Origin of the sequence: Acinetobacter sp. SA01 (assembly GCF_011319235.1) — a bacterium.
Classification (GTDB): domain Bacteria; phylum Pseudomonadota; class Gammaproteobacteria; order Pseudomonadales; family Moraxellaceae; genus Acinetobacter.
The window spans coordinates 193,379-215,079 of record NZ_WXXM01000001.1 but is presented as its reverse complement, the minus strand read 5'-3'; the positions used below and the strand labels follow the sequence as shown (position 1 = coordinate 215,079).

Here is a 21,701-nt window from a genome sequence, read left to right as displayed (position 1 = left end):
CTAAATACACCCATTTTTTGAATGCCAATATCGTTCTAAATTGATCCTATTCAATAGATTTAGAAGGATAAATAAATGGCTAAAATCCCGATGGGTAATTTCGGTAATGCTATGCCTCAGGTGGGGCGTATCCAGATGCCACAAAACCAAAGTGGCCAGATGATTGCAGGTGCACTACAGAATATTTCACAGGTTGCACAGCAACAGCACGAAAGAGAAAAACTAGAACAAGAAAAGCAAAAGGTTGAGCAGGATAAGAAAGATAAGGCCGAATTTGCGCTCCAATCATCAAAGATTGGGGCGGACATCAGTTTGATTGATGAGGACTTGTTGGTCAAAATGCAGGATGGCCAATTAACTTATGATGAAGCGGTAAAACAAAGACAAAATAATATTGAAACGATTAAAGGGCAGTACAAGGATGTAATTCCAAAAACTTACACTCAAGTTTTTGATAATTATTTTGAACAACATTCATATCAAAGTGCTTCTAAATATTTACCTGTTGCTCAAAAAGCTAAACAGCAACAGGGCGTAGTTGAATTAAAGAGCATGACTGAAAACTACCTGAAGAATCCAAGTGCTACAGAACAGGAAGTACAGAATGGACTAATCGTATTTGCTCAATCAAAAGGTCTATCACAAGCTTATGTGGACGACACATTTTTAGAGTATAAAAATAAACGAGCTGCAAATGATATAAATACCTTCTACCTGGGAAACAAGTCAGACAATGAAAAATTGACTGAACTCTCCACCCCAGAAGCTGTAATAGCTAAACATCCTAATTTGACCCAAGAGCAAGCTGTCTACTGGAGTGGGCGAGTATTAAGCCAAATTGATCAGAACAGTCGGGCAGCTGCTTTGCAGCAGAAGCAGTTAGAGAGTGATGCTAAAGATGCTCTTGATGAGATGAAGGCAGATATCGAAACAGGCTTGATTCCAAGTGAAGATATCATCAAATCTCGTTTGGCACGTGTTAAAGGAACTGAAAAAGAGTCTGAGTTTGTCCAATATAGTGGGGCTTTGGTTGAAGTTCAAAAATTCATGAGGCTAGGCCCTGATCAGCGTGAAGCTTACCTAAGCAAAAAACGATCAGAGGCACAGAATAGAGCATTAGATAATCCTCAAGATGTGAGCTGGAATTTAAATCTTTTATCCAAAACTCATGAGAATATGCTGAGCTATGAAAAGAATAATTCATCCTTGGCTTATTCCATCAAGACCGGGCAGGAATTAACACCGATCCCCACTACTTCCATCATTATGGGAGATCCAAAGGCGGTTGCAGCATTATCTAAAAATATTAAAACGATCCATGCCAATAATGTTCTTAACGGTGTAACTGGTTCGCTTAACCCATTAACATCTCAGCAACAAGAAGAATTAAAACAGTTTTGGGGTAAGGCTAAGCCAGGTGACAAGCTTACACTTTTGACCAATTTGTTTACTGCTAGCGCGGGGAACGCTAATGCAGCGCGGGACATAATCAAGAGTGTTGCTGGTGACAGTGGAGCTTATCGTTTATCAGCATCATTAGGCCGTAGAGGCTTGAATGATATTGCGGGGCAGATTGTCACCGGACAGGATCTGCTGGATAAAAATCTGGTAAAGGTTGATGAGAATGCTCTCAGAACTCATACAGCAACTTATCTGGCTGGTGTTACGACTCCTGGAAAACCTGATTTTGAAATTTATCTGGAGTCGGTAAAGGCTAATTATGCCTATTTGCTGCAGAAGTCTGGGCAAGTGGCTGATTCAAAAGGAAGCCTCCTAAATAAGTCAATTGATGAAGATTTATTCCACAAAGCTGTATTGAACGTAACTGGAGGAAAGTACACCTCTGGTGGATTTTTTGGCTCCAAGTCAGTCGTGTTGCGACCTCATACTGTTGGTGAAAAGTCATTCCGTGAACAATTAGAAAATTTCAATTCCCGTAATGCTCGTACTTATGGAGGATCGGATAAAGAGTTCTTTATGGATTTACCATTAGAGCAAGACCCTACCAATCCATACAAATACTATTTCAAAAATGGTACCAGGTATGTGATGGATGCAAACGATAAGAAGCGCAAGACACGTTTAACTTTTACAGTCCGATGAGGTGATCCATGGATTTTTTAGCAGATGATGAACTCACATTAAATCAGGATGACCCACGGTTTAAGCCAAAAAGTCAGCGTGGGAACTTTTTAGATGGTGCATTAGGTACTGTTTCCGGTGTGGCAATGGGAACAATTGAGGCCGCAACAGCACCAGATTCACTAATTAGGGGCGATAAAAAGGCAGCTGCTCTTAGAGCGCAAAACCTTGAAATTTTTAAACCTGATGATTTAGGTGGTGTGGGTGAGTTTACCTACGGCCTGACTAAAGACTTTACACGTATTGGGTGGAACGCCGTAACCACACTAGGTACAGGTGGTGTACCTGGTTTGGCATTGAATTCTGGGCTATTTGGGTACCAGACCTTTGAGGCAGAGAAATCAGACTTACTGAATAAAGGGGCAGATATAAAAACAGCCCGTACCGGTGGGGCCATCAGGGGTGTTACGGACGCTTTAGGATTCGCAATTCCTACTCACGGCGTATCCAAATCTGTAATAGCTGACGCCGTTGCTACTACTGCTTTGTCTACTGCTGCAGGTTCAGCGGGAGATTATCTGGAAGGGTCGTACCTTGAAGACCATAAAAATAAAAAGGTTGCTCAGTACGGTGAAGCTTTAAAGGAAAATGCAACCAGTCCATCTACTTTGGCAGCTAATGGGGGAATGGCATTGCTGCTTAACCTGTGGGCGAATAAGGGGAGATTGCGACCAGATCAGGTTAAAGACCACAGTAATGTTGATGCTATGAATGATGCAGCGCATATTCAAGCGAATGTTGAGCATGCGGAAGGCTCAAACCCATTTAGTTCAACCAACCCTAAAGAAGTAAACTCACACTTTGATGCATTAGATAGTGCCATGGAAAGCGCATTAAATGATGAGTTAGTGAGCCTGAAGGTACCAGTGACCGGGTCACCTAAAGCAATCGTAACCGGTACACCAGTGGTACCAATAACAGGAACACCTAAGGCAATCATAAGACCAGTTCCATTAAATGCTGATGAGCATAGAGCACAGGTTTTTACCAATCCTATATTGGATAAAAAGCCATGGGCCAAAACTATCGCTCAAGAAGCTTCTAAACGCGGTATTAATCCAGTAGATGCTTTGGTGTTATCTCATATAGAAAATGCTGGCACGTTTGACCCAAAAATTCAGCCTAAAGATAAAGAAGGGAATCTACTGTCATCTGCTACAGGCTTATTTCAAACCATTGATAGTACGTTTGCACGTATGGGTGGAAAGAATAAGTTTGATGGTAATGATCAGATTAAAGCGGGTCTGAACTACTACGAGCATAATACCAAAGTTTTCCGCAGCCACTTTAATCGAGATCCTAACGGCTTAGAGCTTTACTATCTACATTTCTTTGGTGAGGGTGGTGGTCCAGTTTTTTTGAAGGCCAAAGATAATGAGTTGTTTGTTGATGTGGCCACTCGCTGGAGCAAAGGCAACGAGAAAAAAACGGCTCGTCAAATTGCGGAAGGTATTACGGCGTCTCATAAATTTAATGGCATGACCGTTGGACAGGTTAAAGCAAAATATCAGAATCGCTGGAATGACATTGCCAAGCAATATGATGGTGTTGGCACACTGTCCGATGACAATGGATCTACAGCTGTCAGAGGAAGTGAATCAGAGTTTCCAGAGTTTGAGTCAGAAATAGCGGCACCTCCTACCTATAAGTCTCAATCTGATGCTGAAATCGAAGCAATGCCTTTTGTATTTAGTGCGGATGAGCATAGTGTTAAATCACTGCAGGAAGAGTTTGAAGCACTATCTTCTCCACTGACTAAAGAGGATTTAGAGTATTTAAAGGCTACAGCGCATTATCAATATTCTGAAAGCAGTGCTTATCGTACGCCGTATACCGAGCCTCAAATTGATTTATCTGGTCCAAGTAATAGTGCAAATCGTACTTTGGATACATTGGATTATGACATTCAGCAATTGGCACCAGATCAGCAAGTTCTACCAGAACAGCAACGGGTTCTTGTTAATACTCCTGAGTCAGATAATTTTGATCTTAATAACAGACTGCTTGAATCAACCAATCAGCAGAACTCAATTATTGAGGGAGTAGATAACTGGGCTTCTACCAGATCTCAAAACTATCTTAAGCGCGAGCAGGTAAGGGAGGATGGCAGCTTAACTCAAGAGCTCCACAACAAAGCCTCTAATACGACCTTTCAGCGTCAGATTAATCAGGACGGTACGATCACTCCAGTAAAAGCTACACGTAATGGTAATGATCTATTTGCACATCCAGCCAATAGCAAAGCAGATAGCCCTGAATTAACAGCAGTCCAACATAAAGCCACCCAGGCATTAGAGCGGGAGTTCTGGAAGCCAGGCAAATCTAAAGTTGATGGTGCACCAGACTTAACTAAATCCAGTAAAGGTGAATACGGCGCATTCACTGATACTCCAGATGGTCGGGAAGCCGTTGCCATTATGGAAGCAGATCCTGATATGGAAGTGACCTTTACCCGTATGGATGAAAATGGGAATGAAGAAATTGTGACGATGTCTTCCCGTGATCTGTTGGATTACGTTAAAGAGCAAGAAGAAATCGCAAAAGATGAAATTCAGGCAGTGAAGGCATTAGCCAGCTGTGCATTAAGATATGGGAGTGAAGCAGCATGAGAGCAGAATGTAGAGAACAGGTCGCAAAGGCTTTAGGCAAAAGAAAATTAAGTGCTGCAGACAGTAATCGTATTTCATCACTGTATATCCGTGCACAAAACACATTGGCCAGAACTGACCCGGACTGGATATTTAAAAGCCCGGCTGAACGTGCAGAAGCTATTGCTCAGAAAACAGCTTCGGATCTCGCCGTGCAGATTGCTAAGAATAATCAAAATATTGCACGGGATGCCACTATTAAGGCCCAGCTACAGAACGAGATTTATAACCATCCTAAATTAAATCCAGTTCAGGTTCTTATGCGTAAGATTGCATATTTCTCTGATCAAAGTGGTGTCCAATCTATAGAGAAGCAATCTCAAGCATTGCATAGTCGTTGGATGTCTTTAGTAGCTGATGCATTTACCAAAACCCAAGAACGGTTTGGGATGTCAGTGAATAAGGCAATGACTGATGACATTATTCGAGTCATGTTTGGTGGAAAATCTGATAATCCTGAAATCACTGCAATGGCCAAAGATGTAAGCGCAGTCTTAGAGGAAATGCGTTTAGCTTTCAACCGAGCCGGGGGAAATATTAAAAAGTTAGACAACTTTGGTTTTATGACATCTCATGATCAAAAGAAAGTTGCTTTAACGGAGCAAGCGGAATGGGTGAGTGATACTTTAAAAGGGGTAGATAGAAACCAGTACATTAAAGAGACTGGTGAACTCATGGATGAGTTAGAGCTCAAATCCATGCTTGAGGAGGTCTATAAAACCATTTCAACCAACGGCGCTAATAAAGACTTATTGGTACTGACTAAACAAGCCAAAGCAGGTACATCACCTGTAGGTGGTCGTGCCAAAATGGCTAACCGTCATCAAGAATCTCGTGCGCTACACTTTAAAGATGGGAATGCCTGGTTGGAGTATCAGAAAAAATACGGTACTTACAATGAGTCTGGCTTTCATGAAATCTTGAAAAACCATACTCAGCGTATGAGTACTGAAGTGGCCATGATGCAAAACCTAGGTTCGAATCCACGTTTGACATTCGAATCATTATTAGATGAAGCCAAGATTAACCTTAAGGCTGATCCTCAAAATGGATTAAAGCACGGCGAAATTGATAAGCAGGCTCATCGTGCTTTATCGATGTATAACACTTTGGATGCCTATACCAGGTCGATTGATTCAACCTTAGGTAATGTCATGGGGGGTCTCCGTGCATTAATGGTTACATCTAAATTAGGTGGTACCACATTAACTACCTTTGGTGACCATGCCAGCATGAAGAAGGTTGCTAATATGCTGGGCTTGTCTTACACCAAATCCATTCTTCCTGAATACATGAAGCAGCTCAAGCAGGGCAGTACCCGAGATGAAGCTTTAAGATTTGGGCTTGGTATTAATGAGATGATTGGCTCTATGTCCCGTTTTGGTGATGCAGATATTGTAAGCAGTGCTACCAAATCAGGGCGTTTTAATGCCCGTATGAACACCCTTGCCTCAACAACGATGAAACTATCAGGTTTGAACGCCGTGACCGCAGGAGCGAAACGAGCGTTTAATCTGGTGCATATGAATAAGCTTGCTGAAATGACCCGTAAAACGGATTGGCAGGATCTCGGTGCAGATGATCTTAAGATCCTGCAGGGGAACGGTATTACCGAACGTGACTGGCAATTGTGGCAGCAGCTGGAGCCAAGTAAGCGTGAAGATGGGACGGCGGTACTCTCTCAGAATGACTTCTTTAATGCACCTGATGATGTATTCATTGATTTTGCATCACCAGAATTAAAAGCTCTTAAAGATGAAATCGAAGGGCAAGTATCTGACCTGAATCGTCGTAATGCTGAAGATGATATGCGTATTGCTAACAAAGCACAGCGAATCGAGGACGTTAAAAAACAGCTCTCTGCAAGACTTCAGGACTATGCAAATCAGAAAGATGCAAGAGCTCAAGCGGAGAAGCGAGCACTACAAGATCGAATTGATCTAATTGATGCCCAGAAAGAGGCCGCAGCAGCTCATGCTGATATGAATGCCTATATTCGTACGATTGGGAATCAAGAAGAATTGAAAGGTTTTATTGATGGTATTACGCAAGGAAAAACCATTGATAATTTAACTGATAAAGCCAAAAAACTAGGTCGAACACTTGAGAGTTTGGACAATACAGTTGCATTAAAAACAACTAAGTTGAACGATAAGATCAAGACTTTTGAAAAAGAGATCCAAAGCAAATTTAGTGATTTCACTGGACTACTGAACAGTAAAAATAAGTTATCAAAAGAAAAGTTGGCTGAATATGAGGATAGGTTATCGGACCGTCTGAATCGCTATGGTTCTCGTCGTGATGTAATTGCTCAAAAAGAAATGGATGCTTTAAATGAATTAAAGGATTTGATTGGTTTAAAGAAAGAGCAGCTTGAAACTGATTTTGAAATTCGCAAGGCTACTGAGCAAACAAGAATCAAAGAAGAGACCGATAAGAAAATTGACTCATCGCTATCACGTAATGCTCGGAGAAACTACAAGAGTGGCGAGGATCTAGGTTATCGTCTTGGTAATGCAGAACGCCGTATGATTGAATTACGAGCAAGAATGCGTAATGCCGACAGTTTGGCAAATAAAGCCATAACTCAAAAATATAAAGAACTTGATAAGCGAGTGAATGAGTTAGATACCGAGTTCACAGAATATCAAGCCAAAGTTAATGAGCGCCAAACAAAGCGTCAATATGTTATGGGTCGCCTCAATAATTCCATTACGCCAAGACAACAAGAGTTGTTAGCTGATGCTCGTTATAAGGCCGCAATGAAATATCAGACTCATATCTTCAATGAGGAATCCGTAGCTATCATCGAGGCCGGTGTACGTGAGCGCAGTATTATCAACTTAGGTGAGGCCGGTACCATCCAGGGAGAATTGGGCCGTACTTTATTCCAGTTCAAAGGCTTCCCATTGGCATATATGTTCCGTATTGGTCATCGTGCTTTTGCTCAGGGAGATATTAAGAGCCGGGTAACGTTCCTAGCTTCTCTATTAGCCTATCAAACACTGGCAGGGGCTTTGATTGTCCAGACACAGAACTTGGCAAATGGTAAGAATCCAGAGCCAGTATTCACAATTGATTTCTTTGGTAAGTCACTTCTTAAAGGAGGTGGGCTTTCCTTTCTGGGTGACATTATGTCGGCGCTTTCAGATCCTACTGGTCGAAGTGCATCGGACTTTATCAGTGGACCGCTCTTAGGTCAGAGTATGAAACTGGGTATGCTGCTAACTGGTATGGGGAACAACATCATTGAGGGTAAGGAATCTACCCGGATGATGGAGGTGGCCAATACGCTGAAGAGTAATATCCCATTGCAAAATCTTTGGTACAGTAAATTGATTGTTGATCGTATGCTTTATTCAAAGTTGCAGAATATGATTGATCCGGATTATTTGCCTCGTACACAGCAGCGGCTGGAGAACTTGGGCAATAGCTACTGGTGGGATTTATCAGAATAAAATTAGGAGCTTCGGCTCCTTTTTTATTGTATGGTGATTAATTAATACACTTTAAAAATGAAAGAAATGAATAAATTTTTACTTAAGGTTTTAATGTTTTTGGCATGCTTTAGTGCATTTAATTGTATTGCTTTAGCAGCTTCAGAAGTTGATATAGCCGACATCTTTAACTCTGATGGGACGCCTAAAGAAGGGTCTATTAATGGGGTTAAATTTATTTCAGCTAAAGAGAATGGATTACTAACTTTAGCTCTATTTGATGGTGAGTCTATTCCAAACAAGAGCGGTGATAATTACTGGTTTTTAAGCTGTAACTCTTACAAAGATAGTTACAACATGAATGCCGTTATATGCGGAGCACAGAGAGGGGAATTCAGAATTTTGTTGGGTTCGTTAGGATATATAATTGAAATGGAAAATAAGCCAAGAGGCGGAGGGCGCTATATAGTGGCATTTGATAAGGAGCCTAGTTTTGAGGCAACTTACCGTATTATTGATAAGTTCGAAGTTAAGAAATTCTTAGCCAAAATGATCGATTCCAAAAAGATGCAGTACTCTTATAAAAATGAGAAAAATAAATATATTTCTAATGAAAGAAAAATTCAAAATACTGGTCTAACAATTTCTCTCCTGAAGGATATGAGAGATTTTTATTAAATTAGTCAAAAATTTCTGAGAATTACCTGCAGTCATAGGATGAAAATAGAATGATTTTAGATAGGGCGTTTCAGCTTGAAATTATGACGAAGATGGCTGAAGTATATCCAGCTGCTTATGACTTTTCACAAGATGAGCGATATATGGATAGTGACTTTCGGACAAAGCTTTTCACTAATCTTTATTATTTAGAGTCCCATGGATTATTGGAGGCAAAGAGTATTCATTTGACCCTTGGGATCGGTGGAGGGCAAAGTTGGACCCTGGGAAATACCAGGCTAAATCACAGAGGTATGGATTTCTTGGCTGATGACGGTGGCCTATCTGCAATTCTTGGGACAGTTACGATCAAATTTGAAACCGAGCAGCTTAGAGCCATTCTTGCTGCAAAAATTATGAGTTCTGATCTTAGTTCTGAACGTAAAACCACTATGATAGATGCTATTAAAGAACTGCCGGCAGAAGGGCTAAAACACCTGACAATGAAAATTGTAGATGTTGGTTGGGATAATATGGATTCCCTTATGAGCCTTATACAGAGTGCACTACCATAATGAATACTCGTATCGGTAGGTATCGAGTAAGAGGTGACAGCAATATACGACTTAGAGGGATATCCTGATGGCCTTATATATCTCAACACCTGAGCTGTTGAAGCGCTATGGAATTACTAAAGGAACGTTGATCAGCTGGCGGAATAAAAAGAATTTCCCTGAGCCAGTGATCAAAGCACATGGACGCTCAAGCAGCCGTTACGGGATCAAAGCGGTCGATGCCTGGGAAAGAGATAGCGGATTGCTTAACTCACTTGAAATACAGCCTTTGATAACATCACATTTGTAATTTACTAAAAGGGGATTTTGCATCATGCATAAGACAATAATGTTCTCTTTAATGGCTCTTGCCAGCTCATTAGCTATGGCTACACCAATTACCTTGCAACACTCCAAAACAAGCTATGTGAATGCTGGGATCTGTTCCGCCGTGGTGGATGTAACCATTCATGATTTTCTTGGGACTAATGACAAGCTGTATTTAGACCTGGTGGCAAAAGATAAAGCTGGCAGGGTGCAGGGGACTTCTGAGAATGTCATAACCTACGGCGATATACAAAACCTCCAAGGTAAGGCATTTGGGAATGTCTTTATCGAATCAGAGACTATGTGTGCAGCAGATCGTACCTGGACAGTTCAGGTTAAGCGTGCCGTGTTGGTTGTAGATGGCAAAAGAGAAGATTTACTGAAGGCTAAAAAAGTTTATATCGATGACTTTCAGCCGATGAAAATTGTAATTAAAAAATAAGACACATTTAGAAAGCTTTAAGCTGAAGTCATCAACTTATGAATAAAGTTTAATCTGAGGGAATCTCTCAGTGGGACTCGAACCCATGATACAGAAATCTGAAAGTCAAAATAATTACCGATTGGATATGAAAGATATAAAATACAGGTAGAGGTTAAATTGGAGGTTAAATATTTATACCTGTAAAAATAATATAATTAAAACAATTATTTATATATTTTATATATCGCAATCATATGGCGATTTACTAAGTTTTATAGATTCAAAAAAATCCCGCTTTAGAGCGGGATTTTTATATATATTTTTTAATTACTTATTTAATTAAACCACGTTGAATTAGAGCGCCAAATAATTTTTCATAGAGGAACATGACCCAACACATCAGTTTTGCCTGGTAGTGATGCCATAATTTTAAACCAGCAAGATTCACAGCCCACGACAAAATAAAGGCACCGAACATATCAACCGGGAAATGTACACCAACATAGATTCGTGACCATGCCACCAGCCAGGCAACTGCCAGCAAGAATTTTCCAATATACCGGCGCGCCGAAAAATAATAGGCAAAGGCAATACTGCTAAAAATGGTCATGTGATTGCTGGGGAATGAGCCTGTTGCTTCGTGTGTAATTAAAGTCTGACCGAGATGCATCACAAAAGGACGTGGAGTATTGAACAGGTAAGAGGCCAGCTCACTGATGGAAAGAGCGATACAACAAAATACAAAGGCTTTTAGAATCAGGGCTTTTGAATTTTGATGACCATAAAACCAAAACAGGACAAAGCAGGCAATCAGCAGATACACGAGATCATGGGCGACAAAAGTGGCAAAGCACATCATCAATGGAGAAGCCTGTTCAGATACATTCAAAATGCTAAACAGATCAAGATTTAAACTTTCAAGGGACATATGGTAAGTGGGAGAGATAAAAGGCGAAAGATGGGGGTTACAAGAAAAATAAAATGAAACGTTTAACTGGATTATCGCTATATTGTTGTAAATTATCTATTTGGCTGATTAAAAAAACCGTGTGTGCACACGGTTTTTGTTTAACTCATCATTTCATTATTTAAACTGAATTGAACCATTGGCATTAACGGTAATTTTTGATTCACCGGCCTCAACATTTTGCGCATCAGCGGCCTCAGCACCTGCAAATTTCGCCATATTGGCGCGCATCATTACCGGTTGTGGGTAGTAGTTATTGGTATTCAGGTTGAGATTGACCAATTGATAGCCTGATTTATTCCATGCCGAAGTCAACATTTGTGCGCGTTGCTGAAAGTTTTTCGATGCTTCCACCATCAATTCATTTTCCACTTTTTTACGTTGTGCATCGGAAACGGTAAAGTTGATCGACTGGGTTTGGAAGTTTTGCTGTAATTCGCTGATTAACTGGCTGACGGCTTTAAAATCGGTACTTTTTAGGCGAATTTCAGCCCGGCCACGCCATTCTTTCAATTTCTGGCTGTCATTGTCATACACCGGATAAGTGCTCTGTGTGCCCGTTTCGACTTTCACTTGCGGGTATTTTTTCGATGCTGCAATGGCTTGATTCATGAGTTGCGTAATGAGTGCAGAAAGTTCAGCTGGCTGCTTCTTGCTTCTTTCAATATATAAAACTGCATACATTTCATCATTGGAAATCTGGCGAGTGGCTTCAGCCTGGACATTGACTAAATTATAATTCAGTTGTTCTGTTGGCTGCGCAAAGGTAGCTGTTGAAAGTAGGCTAGTAAGTACAAGAGAGGAGAGAGTTAAATATCGCATTATTTTTACCTATTTTTTGTAAAGAAAAGTTCAGTCTTTAATAAACATGGTATCGCTACTTCATGAGGATTTTTTGTAGACTTTGTGTCAAGATTGTAAATAGTTTGATCGATCTTATAAAAAATGGCTTGTAAATAAAATATTTAAAAATTAATTACTTAACTTGATTTAACTTGAACGGTTACGTTCATTCAATCTTTTGCATAAAAAAAGTATAAAAATAAGGTTTTCTTTAGTCTGTCACACTGTAAGATGATAATTCAATCTAAGAATTGGCTTGATATATTTTTTTGATCGGTTTTAGGCAGATAAAGTCATAAAACTTGTTTATTTTATTGAAAAATTCTGTATCATCCGCCGTTTAGTTATGATGTATAAATCAAGTCGTCAAACTAGATTCTATAAAGCACCGAGTCAAAGGACCACAAGTCACCCGACTTATTTCTTTCAACCCATATCAGAGATGGTAATTCGATATGAGCGTTTCTTCTGTAAATCCTGCCACTAAGTCTACTAACGAATACTATTTGACTCGCCAAAGCCAGATGGAATCCAATGTTCGTAGCTATCCACGTAAATTGCCGTTAGCGATAGCAAAAGCCTTAGGTTGTTGGGTTACTGATGTTGAAGGTACAGAGTACCTCGATTGTTTAGCTGGGGCAGGAACATTGGCTTTAGGCCATAATCATCCTGCGGTAATTCAAAGTATCCAAGATACGCTAGCAAGCGGTCTTCCATTACATACTTTAGATTTAACGACACCTTTAAAAGATGCATTTACTGAAGCATTACTTGAACAGCTCCCTGGTGGGAAGGAAGAGTATTGCCTACAGTTCTGTGGTCCGTCTGGTGCAGACGGTACAGAAGCAGCAATTAAATTAGCAAAAACTTATACTGGTCGTAGCTCAGTGATTAGCTTCTCAGGTGGCTATCACGGTATGACACACGGTTCTTTGGCAATGACAGGTAACCTGTCTGCGAAGAATGCAGTCAATGGCTTGATGCCAGGCGTACAGTTTATGCCATATCCGCATGAATACCGTTGCCCATTAGGCATTGGCGGTGAAGCGGGTGTTGATGCCTTGACTTATTATTTCGAAAACTTCATTGAAGATGTAGAAAGCGGTGTAACCAAGCCAGCAGCTGTAATTCTTGAAGCGATTCAAGGTGAAGGCGGTGTGGTGACTGCACCGGTTAAATGGTTGAAGAAAATCCGTGAAGTGACTGAAAAACACAATATCGTGTTGATTCTTGACGAAGTTCAAGCAGGCTTTGGACGTTCAGGCAAAATGTTTGCCTTTGAACATGCGGGTATTGAACCTGACGTGGTCGTAATGTCTAAAGCTGTGGGTGGTAGCTTGCCGCTTGCAGTACTGGGTATTAAACGTAAATTTGATGCTTGGCAGCCAGCAGGTCACACCGGTACTTTCCGTGGTAACCAGTTGGCGATGGGTACAGGTCTTGCGACCATCAAAACCATCAAAGAACAAAATCTTGCACAAAATGCGCAAGAACGTGGCGATTTCTTACAAGCTGAATTGAAAAAATTAGCAGTGGAATTCCCATGTCTCGGTAACGTACGTGGCCGTGGTTTGATGATCGGTATTGAAATCGTTGACGAACGTCAAAAAGCAGATCATATGGGTTCATTCCCAGGTGATTCTCAATTGGCTGCTGCTATTCAGGCTGCATGTTTCGACAACAAACTGTTGTTAGAAAAAGGTGGTCGTAACGGTACTGTGATTCGTTTACTTTGCCCGCTTATCATCACCCAAGAGGAATGTGTTGAAGTGATTGTCCGCTTTAAGAAAGCAATTGCTGAAGCGCTTGTTGCAGTTCGAGGTGCATAAGGCATGGTAGATTTTGCAGAACACCGTAAAGCGTTATTCTGCAATGATGCAGGTTCCATTGCTGACTATCAGTCAGCAATGGACGAAGCGGTAAAAGCCGTTTCTGCATGGTTGCAAAACGACAAAATGTACACCGGCGGCAGCATTAAAGAGCTACGTAGTGCAATTGCATTTCATCCTTCAAAAGAAGGCATGGGGCTACACAAATCTCTTGAACGTATGGTTGAGCTTTTCTTAAACAAAAGCCTGAAAGTTCATCATCCGCACTCGTTAGCACATTTGCATTGCCCGACCATGGTGGCAAGCCAGATTGCAGAAGTATTGATTAATGCAACCAACCAGTCTATGGACTCATGGGATCAAAGCCCGGCCGGTTCATTGATGGAAGTGCAGTTGATTGACTGGCTACGTCAAAAAGTTGGTTATGGTTCAGGTCAGGCAGGTGTATTTACCTCTGGTGGTACCCAGTCGAACCTGATGGGTGTACTGCTTGCGCGTGATGCCTGCATCGCGAAAAACTGGAAAGACGAAAACGGCAATCCGTGGTCAGTTCAGCGCGATGGTATTCCTGCTGATGCGATGCGTAATGTCAAGGTCATCTGTTCTGAAAATGCACACTTCTCTGTGCAAAAGAATATGGCGATGATGGGCATGGGCTTCCGGTCTGTAGTCACTGTTCCTGTGAATGAAAATGCACAGATGGATGTGGATGCACTGGAAAAAACCATGGCTCACCTTCAAGCTGAAGGCAAGATCGTGGCATGTGTGGTTGCTACTGCGGGTACGACTGATGCGGGTGCGATTGATCCATTAAAACAGATTCGTGAAATCACTAACAAGTACGGCGCGTGGATGCACATTGACGCAGCTTGGGGTGGTGCACTGATTCTGTCTAATAACTATCGTTCTATGCTCGATGGTATTGAGTTGTCTGATTCCGTGACGCTCGATTTCCATAAACATTACTTCCAGACCATTTCTTGTGGCGCGTTCTTGCTGAAAGACGAAGCCAACTACCGTTTCATGCATTATGAGGCTGAGTACTTGAACTCTGCTTATGATGAAGAACATGGCGTGCCGAACCTGGTGTCCAAGTCATTGCAAACGACTCGTCGCTTTGATGCACTGAAATTGTGGATGACGGTTGAAGCATTGGGTGAAGAGCTTTACGGTTCAATGATCGATCATGGTGTGAAGTTGACACGTGAAGTGGCTGATTACATTAAAGTGACTGATGGTTTAGAGCTTCTGGTTGAACAGCAATTTGCTTCGGTCTTGTTCCGTGTAGTGCCAGCAGGCTATCCGGCAGAATTGCTCGATACATTAAACCAAAACGTAGCAGATGAACTGTTTGCCCGTGGTGAAGCGAATATTGGCGTGACTAAAGTGGGTGATGTTCAATCCTTGAAGATGACTACACTTAGTCCAGTTGCGACTTTAGATAACGTGAAGAACCTGCTTGGCCTTGTGCTTGCAGAGGCTGATCGTATCAAAGGTCCAATCGCGGACGGTACATATACACCAGCAATTGATTAATTGATTGTCTGTGTGAAAGGAGGAGACCATACGGTCTCCTTTTTTGTGTGTTTAAGATTGTACAACCTCATTTGATTTATGAGGTATCAATATTGATCTGATTGGAAGAGATGTGGTTGAAAAGTTTTGCTTTAAATTCAAGCTGTAAATTGCAGACTAAAACCTTTTAGAGAGCAGTATTCTGCAAGCAAGTCCCAGTCATGTTCTTTAAAGATCATGTGAGCGGGTCAATCAGGATTAAAATTTTTAATTATTTTAATGTTTATGGTCATATCATTGTCATTATTTATTTTTGACTATATGACAAAATCATGTTGTATGAATTTCAGAGATTTGGACAAGTGGTGGTGAAAATTAGAGTAGTGTAACTTTGAGACGGGACAAAGAAAGCCTGATACAGATAGAAAAGAAATCCAGAAACAGAACATTTTTATGGTCTGTACATAGAATAAACACCCTGTAAGTAGAAACAGAAGGCATGAGAAAATGACAGATTTAAGAAATATTACAAATTCGTACTCAAAAACAATGTTTGAATAATATTTTTGATTGGTTTTTAGTTATTGAATTTAAAAGATATTTTTAAAAATCCTACAAAAGAAATGAATTATCATAAAAGCGTCACAAAGCTGTAACTTGATTGTCATATTCTAAAATCAAAATGCAATCATCGAAATAAGTACAAAACTTTATAAAAAGTAGCGTACTTCAAAATTGCATCTATTGAAGAGAGAAAAGAATGCGCTTAAACCACATCGCACTTGCTTTAGCACTTTCAGGGGCAGCTGTAGCAACAACAGCAAATGCAGCTCGTGACACCATCCAGATTGCTGGTTCTTCAACTGTTTTGCCATATGCAAGTATTGTAGCAGAAGAATTTGGTAATACTTTCCCGCAATTTAAAGCACCAGTTGTTGGTTCTGGTGGTACATCTGGCGGTTTAAAACAATTCTGTCAGGGTGTAGGTGACAATACCATCGACATCGCCAATGCATCTCGTAAAATTAAAGATACTGAATTGGCTGCATGTAAAAAAGCTGGCGTAAACCAAGTAATCGAAGTTAAAGTAGGTTATGACGGTATTGTATTCGCATCTAACTCAAAGAAAGCAGCTTATAAATTACGTCCACAACATGTATTTGCTGCACTGGCTGCACAGTTGCCTTCACAAGGCAAATTGGTTCCAAACCCGTATACACGCTGGAATCAAATTGACAAAGCACTTCCAAATGAACCAATTACATTGGTAATTCCAGCTTCTAACCATGGTACACGTGAAGTGTTCCAGGAAAAAATGGTTGAAGCAGGTTGTGAATCTTACGCATACTTCAAAAACTTAGACAAAGATGCTCAGAAGAAAGCATGTTCAAATTTCCGTAAAGACGGAAAAGTCATTGAAATTTCTGGCGATTATACTGAAACACTTGCACGTTTAAAAACTTCTCCAAGTGCAGTAGGTGTGTTTGGTTTAGGTTTCTATGACCAAAACCGTGACAAATTACGTGTAGCTACAGTGAACAATGTGACCCCATCAGAGAAAACTATTCTAAATGGTTCTTACCCGGTATCACGTCCATTGTACTTCTACGTAAAAGGTGAGCACCTTAAATCAATCAAAGGCTTACAACAGTATTCTGAGTACTTCCTGAACAAGAAAGTTTCAGGTAAAGGCTCTAAACTGGAAAAAGCTGGTCTGATTTCTATGTCAGACAAAGAACGTGCCAAAGTTCTTGCAAATTTGAAAGCCGGTAAAGCGGTTAAGTAATTAGGATAAATGAGCTGACGGTAGAATAATTTCTACCTTCGGCTTTTTTGTATAGACAAGTTTTTCAAAGCATGAAAATTGAAAAATGCTGGAGAATACATGAATCTGCTACTTATGGGCGTGTTGTTGGCATTAATTGCCATCGCCTATCAAATCGGGTTATCAAAAAGCCGTAACCTAGCAGGTAAGGGAAATAACACTGCAAAGTTGCACTCGCGTCCTGGCTATTACGGGGCACTGGTGGCTTTATGGTGTGGTATCCCTGCTTTTTTAATTTTACTGGTTTGGAATATTGTCGAACCGAACATTCTGCGCCATGTGGTGTTAAATAATGTCCCTGCAAACGTTGCAGCGACATTGGATCGTGCCGGCATAGAAGTGCTCATTGATCGTGTTAAAGCGATTGCTTCGGGTTTTGGTGTGAGTGATCAAGCCGCAGCCTATGAAATTGCAGCCGCACAGCAACTCGCGAAAATTGAAACGATTAGTTCTTTTGCCAAATTGGCTTTAGTGATTTGTGCCGCTTTGGCGGGTCTGGTGATGGCTAAAAAGCGCATTGCCCAGCAATATCGTGCCCGTAACCAGGTTGAAAAAATCATTAATTGGGGCTTGGCTCTATGTTCCGGTGTGGCCATCTTAACCACCATCGGCATTGTACTTTCGATGTTTAGCGAAGCCATGCGCTTTTTCCATTTTGTAAGTCCGATCGATTTCTTTTTTGGTACGGAATGGAACCCTGGATTTAGTACTTCTGGAAATGCAGAAGGCAGTTATGGCCTGTTGCCATTAATCTGGGGAACCCTGATGGTGAGCGGAATCGCCTTATTGGTTGCGGTTCCTGTTGGACTGATGATTGCTATCTATCTGGCTGAATATGCACCTTCAAGTTTTCGTGCCTGGGCAAAACCTGCCATTGAAGTTTTAGCCGGTATTCCAACCATTGTTTATGGCGTGTTTGCATTGATGGTGATTGGCCCATTCTTCAAGTTGCTTGGCGAAAGCATTGGACTACACATTAATGCAACCAGTGCCTTAACTGCCGGTTTTGTCATGGGCATCATGATTATTCCATTTGTATCTTCATTGTCGGATGACATTATTACCCAGGTGCCACGTGCACTACGCGATGGTTCTTTAGGGCTGGGTGCAACCAAGTCTGAAACCATTCGTCAGGTGGTTCTGCCTGCTGCACTGCCGGGGATTATTGGCGCATTCCTACTTGCCGCATCACGTGCGATTGGTGAAACCATGATTGTGGTTCTGGCAGCAGGGAACAGCCCATTACTGCATGTCAATCCGCTAGAAGCCGTATCTACAGTTACTATTACCATTGTGAACCAGTTAACCGGCGATACCGACTTTGCCAGCCCGCAAGCTTTGGTGGCATTTGCATTAGGTCTAACGCTGTTTGTCATTACGTTAGGTTTAAACATTGTTGCACTGTATATCGTGCGTAAATATCGCGAGCAATACGAATGAGTACATCAAATACATCTTCTATGGGGCAAAGCTTTGACCCACAAGCTGCAGCTGAATTACGCGAAAAACGTAAACAGAGAATTGCCAGTTCTTTAGCCAAACGTCATCGTAAAGAAAAGACATTCCGTATTTTAGGCTTTTCTGCAGTTGTGACAGGTTTGTTCTTTGTGGTGCTTTTATTCGGAAGTATTTTAGCGAAAGGCTTACCGGCATTCTGGCAAAGCAGTCTCTCTGTACCGGTCTATTTCGATCCTGCCATCATTCAGGTGGGTGCAAAACCTACGCAGAAGGATGGTGAATCTCCAGCCCAGTTTGCAGAGCGTACCATTGCCTGGCAAACCGAAATGGGCATGGTGGATTGGGATGCCTTGATTGTTAATGGCATGATTGCAAAAGATCCTTCAATTGCCTCAAAACGTGATGATTTATCCGCTTTGTATACCAGTTCAGAGGCCTATCGCTTGCGTGATATGGTAATGGCTGATCCAACACTGATTGGCAAAAAAGAAGAGATCAAGATTCTGGCCGATGCCAATGTCGATGTATGGCTAGCAGGTAATATTGATCGCAGTTTACCTGATGACCAGCAACAGCTTAGTCCTGAAATTCGCCAGCTTGCCGATGATTTAAAAGCCAAAGGTGTGATTGAGAATAGCTTTAATACCAATATCTTTACCAATCCGGACTCACGCAGCTCACCTGCAACTTCTGGTCTTGCAGGTGCATTCATGGGCTCAGTGTTCATGATGCTGATCGTGATTTTTATCTCGATTCCGATTGGTGTGGCATCAGCTATTTATCTTGAAGAATTTGCGCCTAAAAATTGGATTACAGATGTTGTTGAAGTGAATATCAATAACCTGGCAGCTGTTCCTTCGATTGTCTTTGGTTTGCTCGGCGCTGCAATTTTTATTGGCTGGATGCATTTACCCCTTTCTGCACCATTGGTCGGTGGTCTGGTACTGAGTCTGATGACCTTGCCAACCGTGATTATTACCACACGTGCATCACTGAAAGCAGTGCCACCATCCATTCGTCAGGCGGCATTGGGCCTGGGTGCTTCCCGTGTACAAACGGTATTTCATCACGTGCTGCCTTTGGCGCTTCCTGGTATTTTAACTGGCGCCATTATTGGGGTAGCACAAGCCCTCGGTGAAACCGCACCCTTACTTTTGATTGGGATGAGTGCTTTTGTAGCAAGCGTGCCAGCGACACCACTCGATCAATCTACTGCATTACCGGTACAAATTTTCTTATGGCAGGGTAACGAATTACGTAACTTCTTTGAAGGACGTACTGCTGCCGCAATTATTGTCTTACTGGCGCTGATGGTTGGTTTGAACAGCCTTGCCATCTGGTTACGTAAGAAACTTGAAGTGCGCTGGTAAGTGAGGACAATATATGAATACTGTAACAGCTATGACACAAGCAAATTCCTTAGAACAGGATGAATCCGTGAATCCAGAACAGAAACAGTTTATCGCTCCCGAAGTCGATCAAAAACATCCTGGTACTTCATTTGTTTCTCAATTCGATACTCATACTTCAACGAAAAAAGAAAATGAAACATCGAATGTTAAAATAAGTACTTCAGATGTCCATGTTTACTATGGCGAAGCAGAAGCCATTAAAGGTATTGACATCAATATCTATGAAAATGAAGTGATTGCCTTTATTGGTCCATCGGGATGTGGTAAATCAACTTTCCTGCGTACCTTAAACCGTATGAACGACACCATTGATACCTGTCGCGTGACCGGTAAGGTCATGCTTGATAATCAGGATATCTATGACCCGAATCTGGACGTGGTTTTACTGCGTGCACAGGTTGGTATGGTTTTCCAGAAACCGAACCCATTCCCGAAATCAATTTTTGATAACGTGGCGTATGGTCCTAAACTGCATGGTTTGGCGCGTGATAAATACGACCTGGAAGAAATTGTGGAAAATAGCCTGCATAAAGCGGGGCTGTGGAATGAAGTCAAAGACCGTTTAAACCAGCCGGGTACAGGTCTTTCAGGTGGTCAGCAGCAGCGTTTATGTATTGCGCGTACTATTGCGGTGAGTCCGGAAGTGATTCTGATGGATGAGCCATGTTCAGCGCTGGACCCAATTGCAACGGCTAAAATTGAAGAACTGATTTCAGAACTTTCAACCCAATATACCATTGCGATTGTAACGCACTCGATGCAACAGGCTGCACGTGTATCTGACCGTACTGCCTATTTCCATTTGGGTGACTTGATTGAAGTCAATTCGACTGAAAAAGTCTTTACTCAGCCAGATCACCAATTGACTGAAGCGTATATTACTGGTCGCTTCGGTTAATCTGAACACCATATCTAAAAAGAGCCGTAAGGCTCTTTTTTCGTTATAATTAACAGATTAAGAATCCAACCATAAAACAAGAATGCAGCCTACACTTGAAGAGCGAGAGCGCGCTAAAATCACACGTCGTGCCTTAAAAGAGGTGTTTCAAATCGTATTTGGCACAGTGTATATAGATCATATTTTGCTGTTTTCATGGTTGGGCTGAGTATAGTCATTGCAGTTTTGATCCCTGATTATGATGGCCTGTTTCTAACGTCGCAAAGCCGCGGCATGACAAATTACCATCGATGGCTTTATGATATTTTTGTGATTTTGTCGAGTTTGATGGGTTTTGTCCTTTATTTTTTATTGAAAAGACAAAAATATAATACTGAGTTTGGCCAAAAGTGGCGTGCCTACATTAGAGCAAATGTTGAAGTTAAACTATATCGTTATCAAAAAGCACAACAGGAAGGTAAATTCCCCTTGTTGCATACACGCTTTGGGGAGTATTTCTTTCTCATTTTTTTGATTATATTCTTTGTTTTAATGTATTCAATAATCACACCAATTGAAAATTCAAGACGTGGTAATTTCTTTATTCAGACGTGGTGGCCAATCAATGCGGTCATTATAGGGGTGTTATATTCGGGATGGTTTTGGCTGTATTTTCGTTTATTCGCGGTGAAAGCTATTATGACACAATATAAGGGGTTGATTCGATGTGAACAAGCTAAACGCAATCGTAATAATACTATTGAAAAATGCTGAAATTGACCTAAT

At 41.3% G+C, this 21,701-nt stretch carries 16 protein-coding genes; 14 read left to right on the top strand and 2 right to left on the bottom strand.

Translation table 11 applies throughout. The annotated features are described in order from the left end of the window. Nucleotides 1-75: 75 nt before the first annotated feature. The 7 genes from GTU69_RS01110 (at nucleotide 76) to GTU69_RS01075 (ending at nucleotide 10,207) form a co-directional block, all read left to right on the top strand. The gene (locus GTU69_RS01110) at nucleotides 76-2,103 is read left to right on the top strand and encodes a hypothetical protein (protein WP_166167039.1); all 2,028 of its coding nucleotides are present in this window, start codon (nucleotides 76-78) and stop codon (nucleotides 2,101-2,103) included. Between the two features lie 8 nt (nucleotides 2,104-2,111). Further along, nucleotides 2,112-4,751 (top strand): hypothetical protein, encoded by a 2,640-nt coding sequence (locus GTU69_RS01105; RefSeq protein ID WP_166167036.1) that lies wholly within the window; start codon nucleotides 2,112-2,114, stop codon nucleotides 4,749-4,751. Beyond that, entirely contained in the window at nucleotides 4,748-8,248 is a 3,501-nt protein-coding gene (locus GTU69_RS17355; protein ID WP_346764411.1) for a hypothetical protein, read from the top strand. Before GTU69_RS01105 ends, GTU69_RS17355 begins: the two co-directional genes overlap by 4 nt. A gap of 57 nt (nucleotides 8,249-8,305) precedes the next feature. Beyond that, on the top strand, nucleotides 8,306-8,905 hold the full coding sequence (locus GTU69_RS01090) for a hypothetical protein (RefSeq protein WP_166167033.1): 600 nt from the start codon (nucleotides 8,306-8,308) through the stop codon (nucleotides 8,903-8,905). 50 nt (nucleotides 8,906-8,955) lie between these two features. After that, the gene (locus GTU69_RS01085; RefSeq protein ID WP_166167030.1) at nucleotides 8,956-9,459 is read left to right on the top strand and encodes a hypothetical protein; all 504 of its coding nucleotides are present in this window, start codon (nucleotides 8,956-8,958) and stop codon (nucleotides 9,457-9,459) included. Nucleotides 9,460-9,526: 67 nt separating this feature from the next. Further along, complete coding sequence (locus GTU69_RS01080; protein WP_166167027.1) at nucleotides 9,527-9,748, top strand: hypothetical protein; 222 nt, start codon at nucleotides 9,527-9,529, stop codon at nucleotides 9,746-9,748. A gap of 24 nt (nucleotides 9,749-9,772) precedes the next feature. Further along, on the top strand, nucleotides 9,773-10,207 hold the full coding sequence (locus tag GTU69_RS01075; protein ID WP_166167024.1) for a hypothetical protein: 435 nt from the start codon (nucleotides 9,773-9,775) through the stop codon (nucleotides 10,205-10,207). A 313-nt stretch (nucleotides 10,208-10,520) separates the two neighbouring features. Here the strand turns inward: GTU69_RS01075 and GTU69_RS01070 are convergent, their stop codons facing one another. Both GTU69_RS01070 and GTU69_RS01065 read right to left on the bottom strand, forming a co-directional pair. Continuing rightward, the gene (locus tag GTU69_RS01070; RefSeq protein WP_166167021.1) at nucleotides 10,521-11,117 is read right to left on the bottom strand and encodes a phosphatase PAP2 family protein; all 597 of its coding nucleotides are present in this window, start codon (nucleotides 11,115-11,117) and stop codon (nucleotides 10,521-10,523) included. A gap of 156 nt (nucleotides 11,118-11,273) precedes the next feature. Beyond that, the gene (locus GTU69_RS01065) at nucleotides 11,274-11,978 is read right to left on the bottom strand and encodes an SIMPL domain-containing protein (protein WP_166167018.1); all 705 of its coding nucleotides are present in this window, start codon (nucleotides 11,976-11,978) and stop codon (nucleotides 11,274-11,276) included. A 476-nt stretch (nucleotides 11,979-12,454) separates the two neighbouring features. On the opposite strand from GTU69_RS01065, the gene GTU69_RS01060 reads away from it, so the two are divergent. The 7 genes from GTU69_RS01060 (at nucleotide 12,455) to GTU69_RS17015 (ending at nucleotide 21,689) form a co-directional block, all read left to right on the top strand. After that, entirely contained in the window at nucleotides 12,455-13,828 is a 1,374-nt protein-coding gene (locus GTU69_RS01060) for a diaminobutyrate--2-oxoglutarate transaminase (protein ID WP_166167015.1), read from the top strand. A gap of 3 nt (nucleotides 13,829-13,831) precedes the next feature. Next, nucleotides 13,832-15,364, top strand: a complete 1,533-nt coding sequence (locus GTU69_RS01055; RefSeq protein WP_166167012.1) for an aspartate aminotransferase family protein — start codon at nucleotides 13,832-13,834, stop codon at nucleotides 15,362-15,364. Between the two features lie 739 nt (nucleotides 15,365-16,103). Continuing rightward, a complete protein-coding gene (locus GTU69_RS01050; RefSeq protein WP_166167009.1) occupies nucleotides 16,104-17,129 on the top strand; it encodes a substrate-binding domain-containing protein in 1,026 nt (341 codons plus the stop codon). 99 nt (nucleotides 17,130-17,228) lie between these two features. Beyond that, nucleotides 17,229-18,608 (top strand): phosphate ABC transporter permease subunit PstC, encoded by a 1,380-nt coding sequence (pstC, locus tag GTU69_RS01045; RefSeq protein ID WP_086196110.1) that lies wholly within the window; start codon nucleotides 17,229-17,231, stop codon nucleotides 18,606-18,608. Next, entirely contained in the window at nucleotides 18,605-19,996 is a 1,392-nt protein-coding gene (gene pstA, locus GTU69_RS01040; protein ID WP_086196109.1) for a phosphate ABC transporter permease PstA, read from the top strand. Before pstC ends, pstA begins: the two co-directional genes overlap by 4 nt. A 13-nt stretch (nucleotides 19,997-20,009) precedes the next feature. Next, nucleotides 20,010-20,936: a phosphate ABC transporter ATP-binding protein PstB gene (gene pstB, locus GTU69_RS01035; protein ID WP_086196108.1), complete on the top strand. Its 927-nt coding sequence runs from the start codon at nucleotides 20,010-20,012 to the stop codon at nucleotides 20,934-20,936. Nucleotides 20,937-21,131: 195 nt separating this feature from the next. Beyond that, nucleotides 21,132-21,689, top strand: a complete 558-nt coding sequence (locus tag GTU69_RS17015) for a hypothetical protein (protein WP_240921566.1) — start codon at nucleotides 21,132-21,134, stop codon at nucleotides 21,687-21,689. Nucleotides 21,690-21,701 lie beyond the last annotated feature (12 nt).

Bases quoted from the DNA above. Each gene is read 5' to 3' on its own strand.
- GTU69_RS01110 (WP_166167039.1), top strand. From the start codon at position 76: ATGGCTAAAATCCCGATGGGTAATTTCGGTAATGCTATGCCTCAGGTG.
- GTU69_RS01105 (WP_166167036.1), top strand. From the start codon at position 2,112: ATGGATTTTTTAGCAGATGATGAACTCACATTAAATCAGGATGACCCA.
- GTU69_RS17355 (WP_346764411.1), top strand. From the start codon at position 4,748: ATGAGAGCAGAATGTAGAGAACAGGTCGCAAAGGCTTTAGGCAAAAGA.
- GTU69_RS01090 (WP_166167033.1), top strand. From the start codon at position 8,306: ATGAAAGAAATGAATAAATTTTTACTTAAGGTTTTAATGTTTTTGGCA.
- GTU69_RS01085 (WP_166167030.1), top strand. From the start codon at position 8,956: ATGATTTTAGATAGGGCGTTTCAGCTTGAAATTATGACGAAGATGGCT.
- GTU69_RS01080 (WP_166167027.1), top strand. From the start codon at position 9,527: ATGGCCTTATATATCTCAACACCTGAGCTGTTGAAGCGCTATGGAATT.
- GTU69_RS01075 (WP_166167024.1), top strand. From the start codon at position 9,773: ATGCATAAGACAATAATGTTCTCTTTAATGGCTCTTGCCAGCTCATTA.
- GTU69_RS01070 (WP_166167021.1), bottom strand. From the start codon at position 11,117: ATGTCCCTTGAAAGTTTAAATCTTGATCTGTTTAGCATTTTGAATGTA.
- GTU69_RS01065 (WP_166167018.1), bottom strand. From the start codon at position 11,978: ATGCGATATTTAACTCTCTCCTCTCTTGTACTTACTAGCCTACTTTCA.
- GTU69_RS01060 (WP_166167015.1), top strand. From the start codon at position 12,455: ATGAGCGTTTCTTCTGTAAATCCTGCCACTAAGTCTACTAACGAATAC.
- GTU69_RS01055 (WP_166167012.1), top strand. From the start codon at position 13,832: ATGGTAGATTTTGCAGAACACCGTAAAGCGTTATTCTGCAATGATGCA.
- GTU69_RS01050 (WP_166167009.1), top strand. From the start codon at position 16,104: ATGCGCTTAAACCACATCGCACTTGCTTTAGCACTTTCAGGGGCAGCT.
- pstC (WP_086196110.1), top strand. From the start codon at position 17,229: ATGAATCTGCTACTTATGGGCGTGTTGTTGGCATTAATTGCCATCGCC.
- pstA (WP_086196109.1), top strand. From the start codon at position 18,605: ATGAGTACATCAAATACATCTTCTATGGGGCAAAGCTTTGACCCACAA.
- pstB (WP_086196108.1), top strand. From the start codon at position 20,010: ATGAATACTGTAACAGCTATGACACAAGCAAATTCCTTAGAACAGGAT.
- GTU69_RS17015 (WP_240921566.1), top strand. From the start codon at position 21,132: ATGGTTGGGCTGAGTATAGTCATTGCAGTTTTGATCCCTGATTATGAT.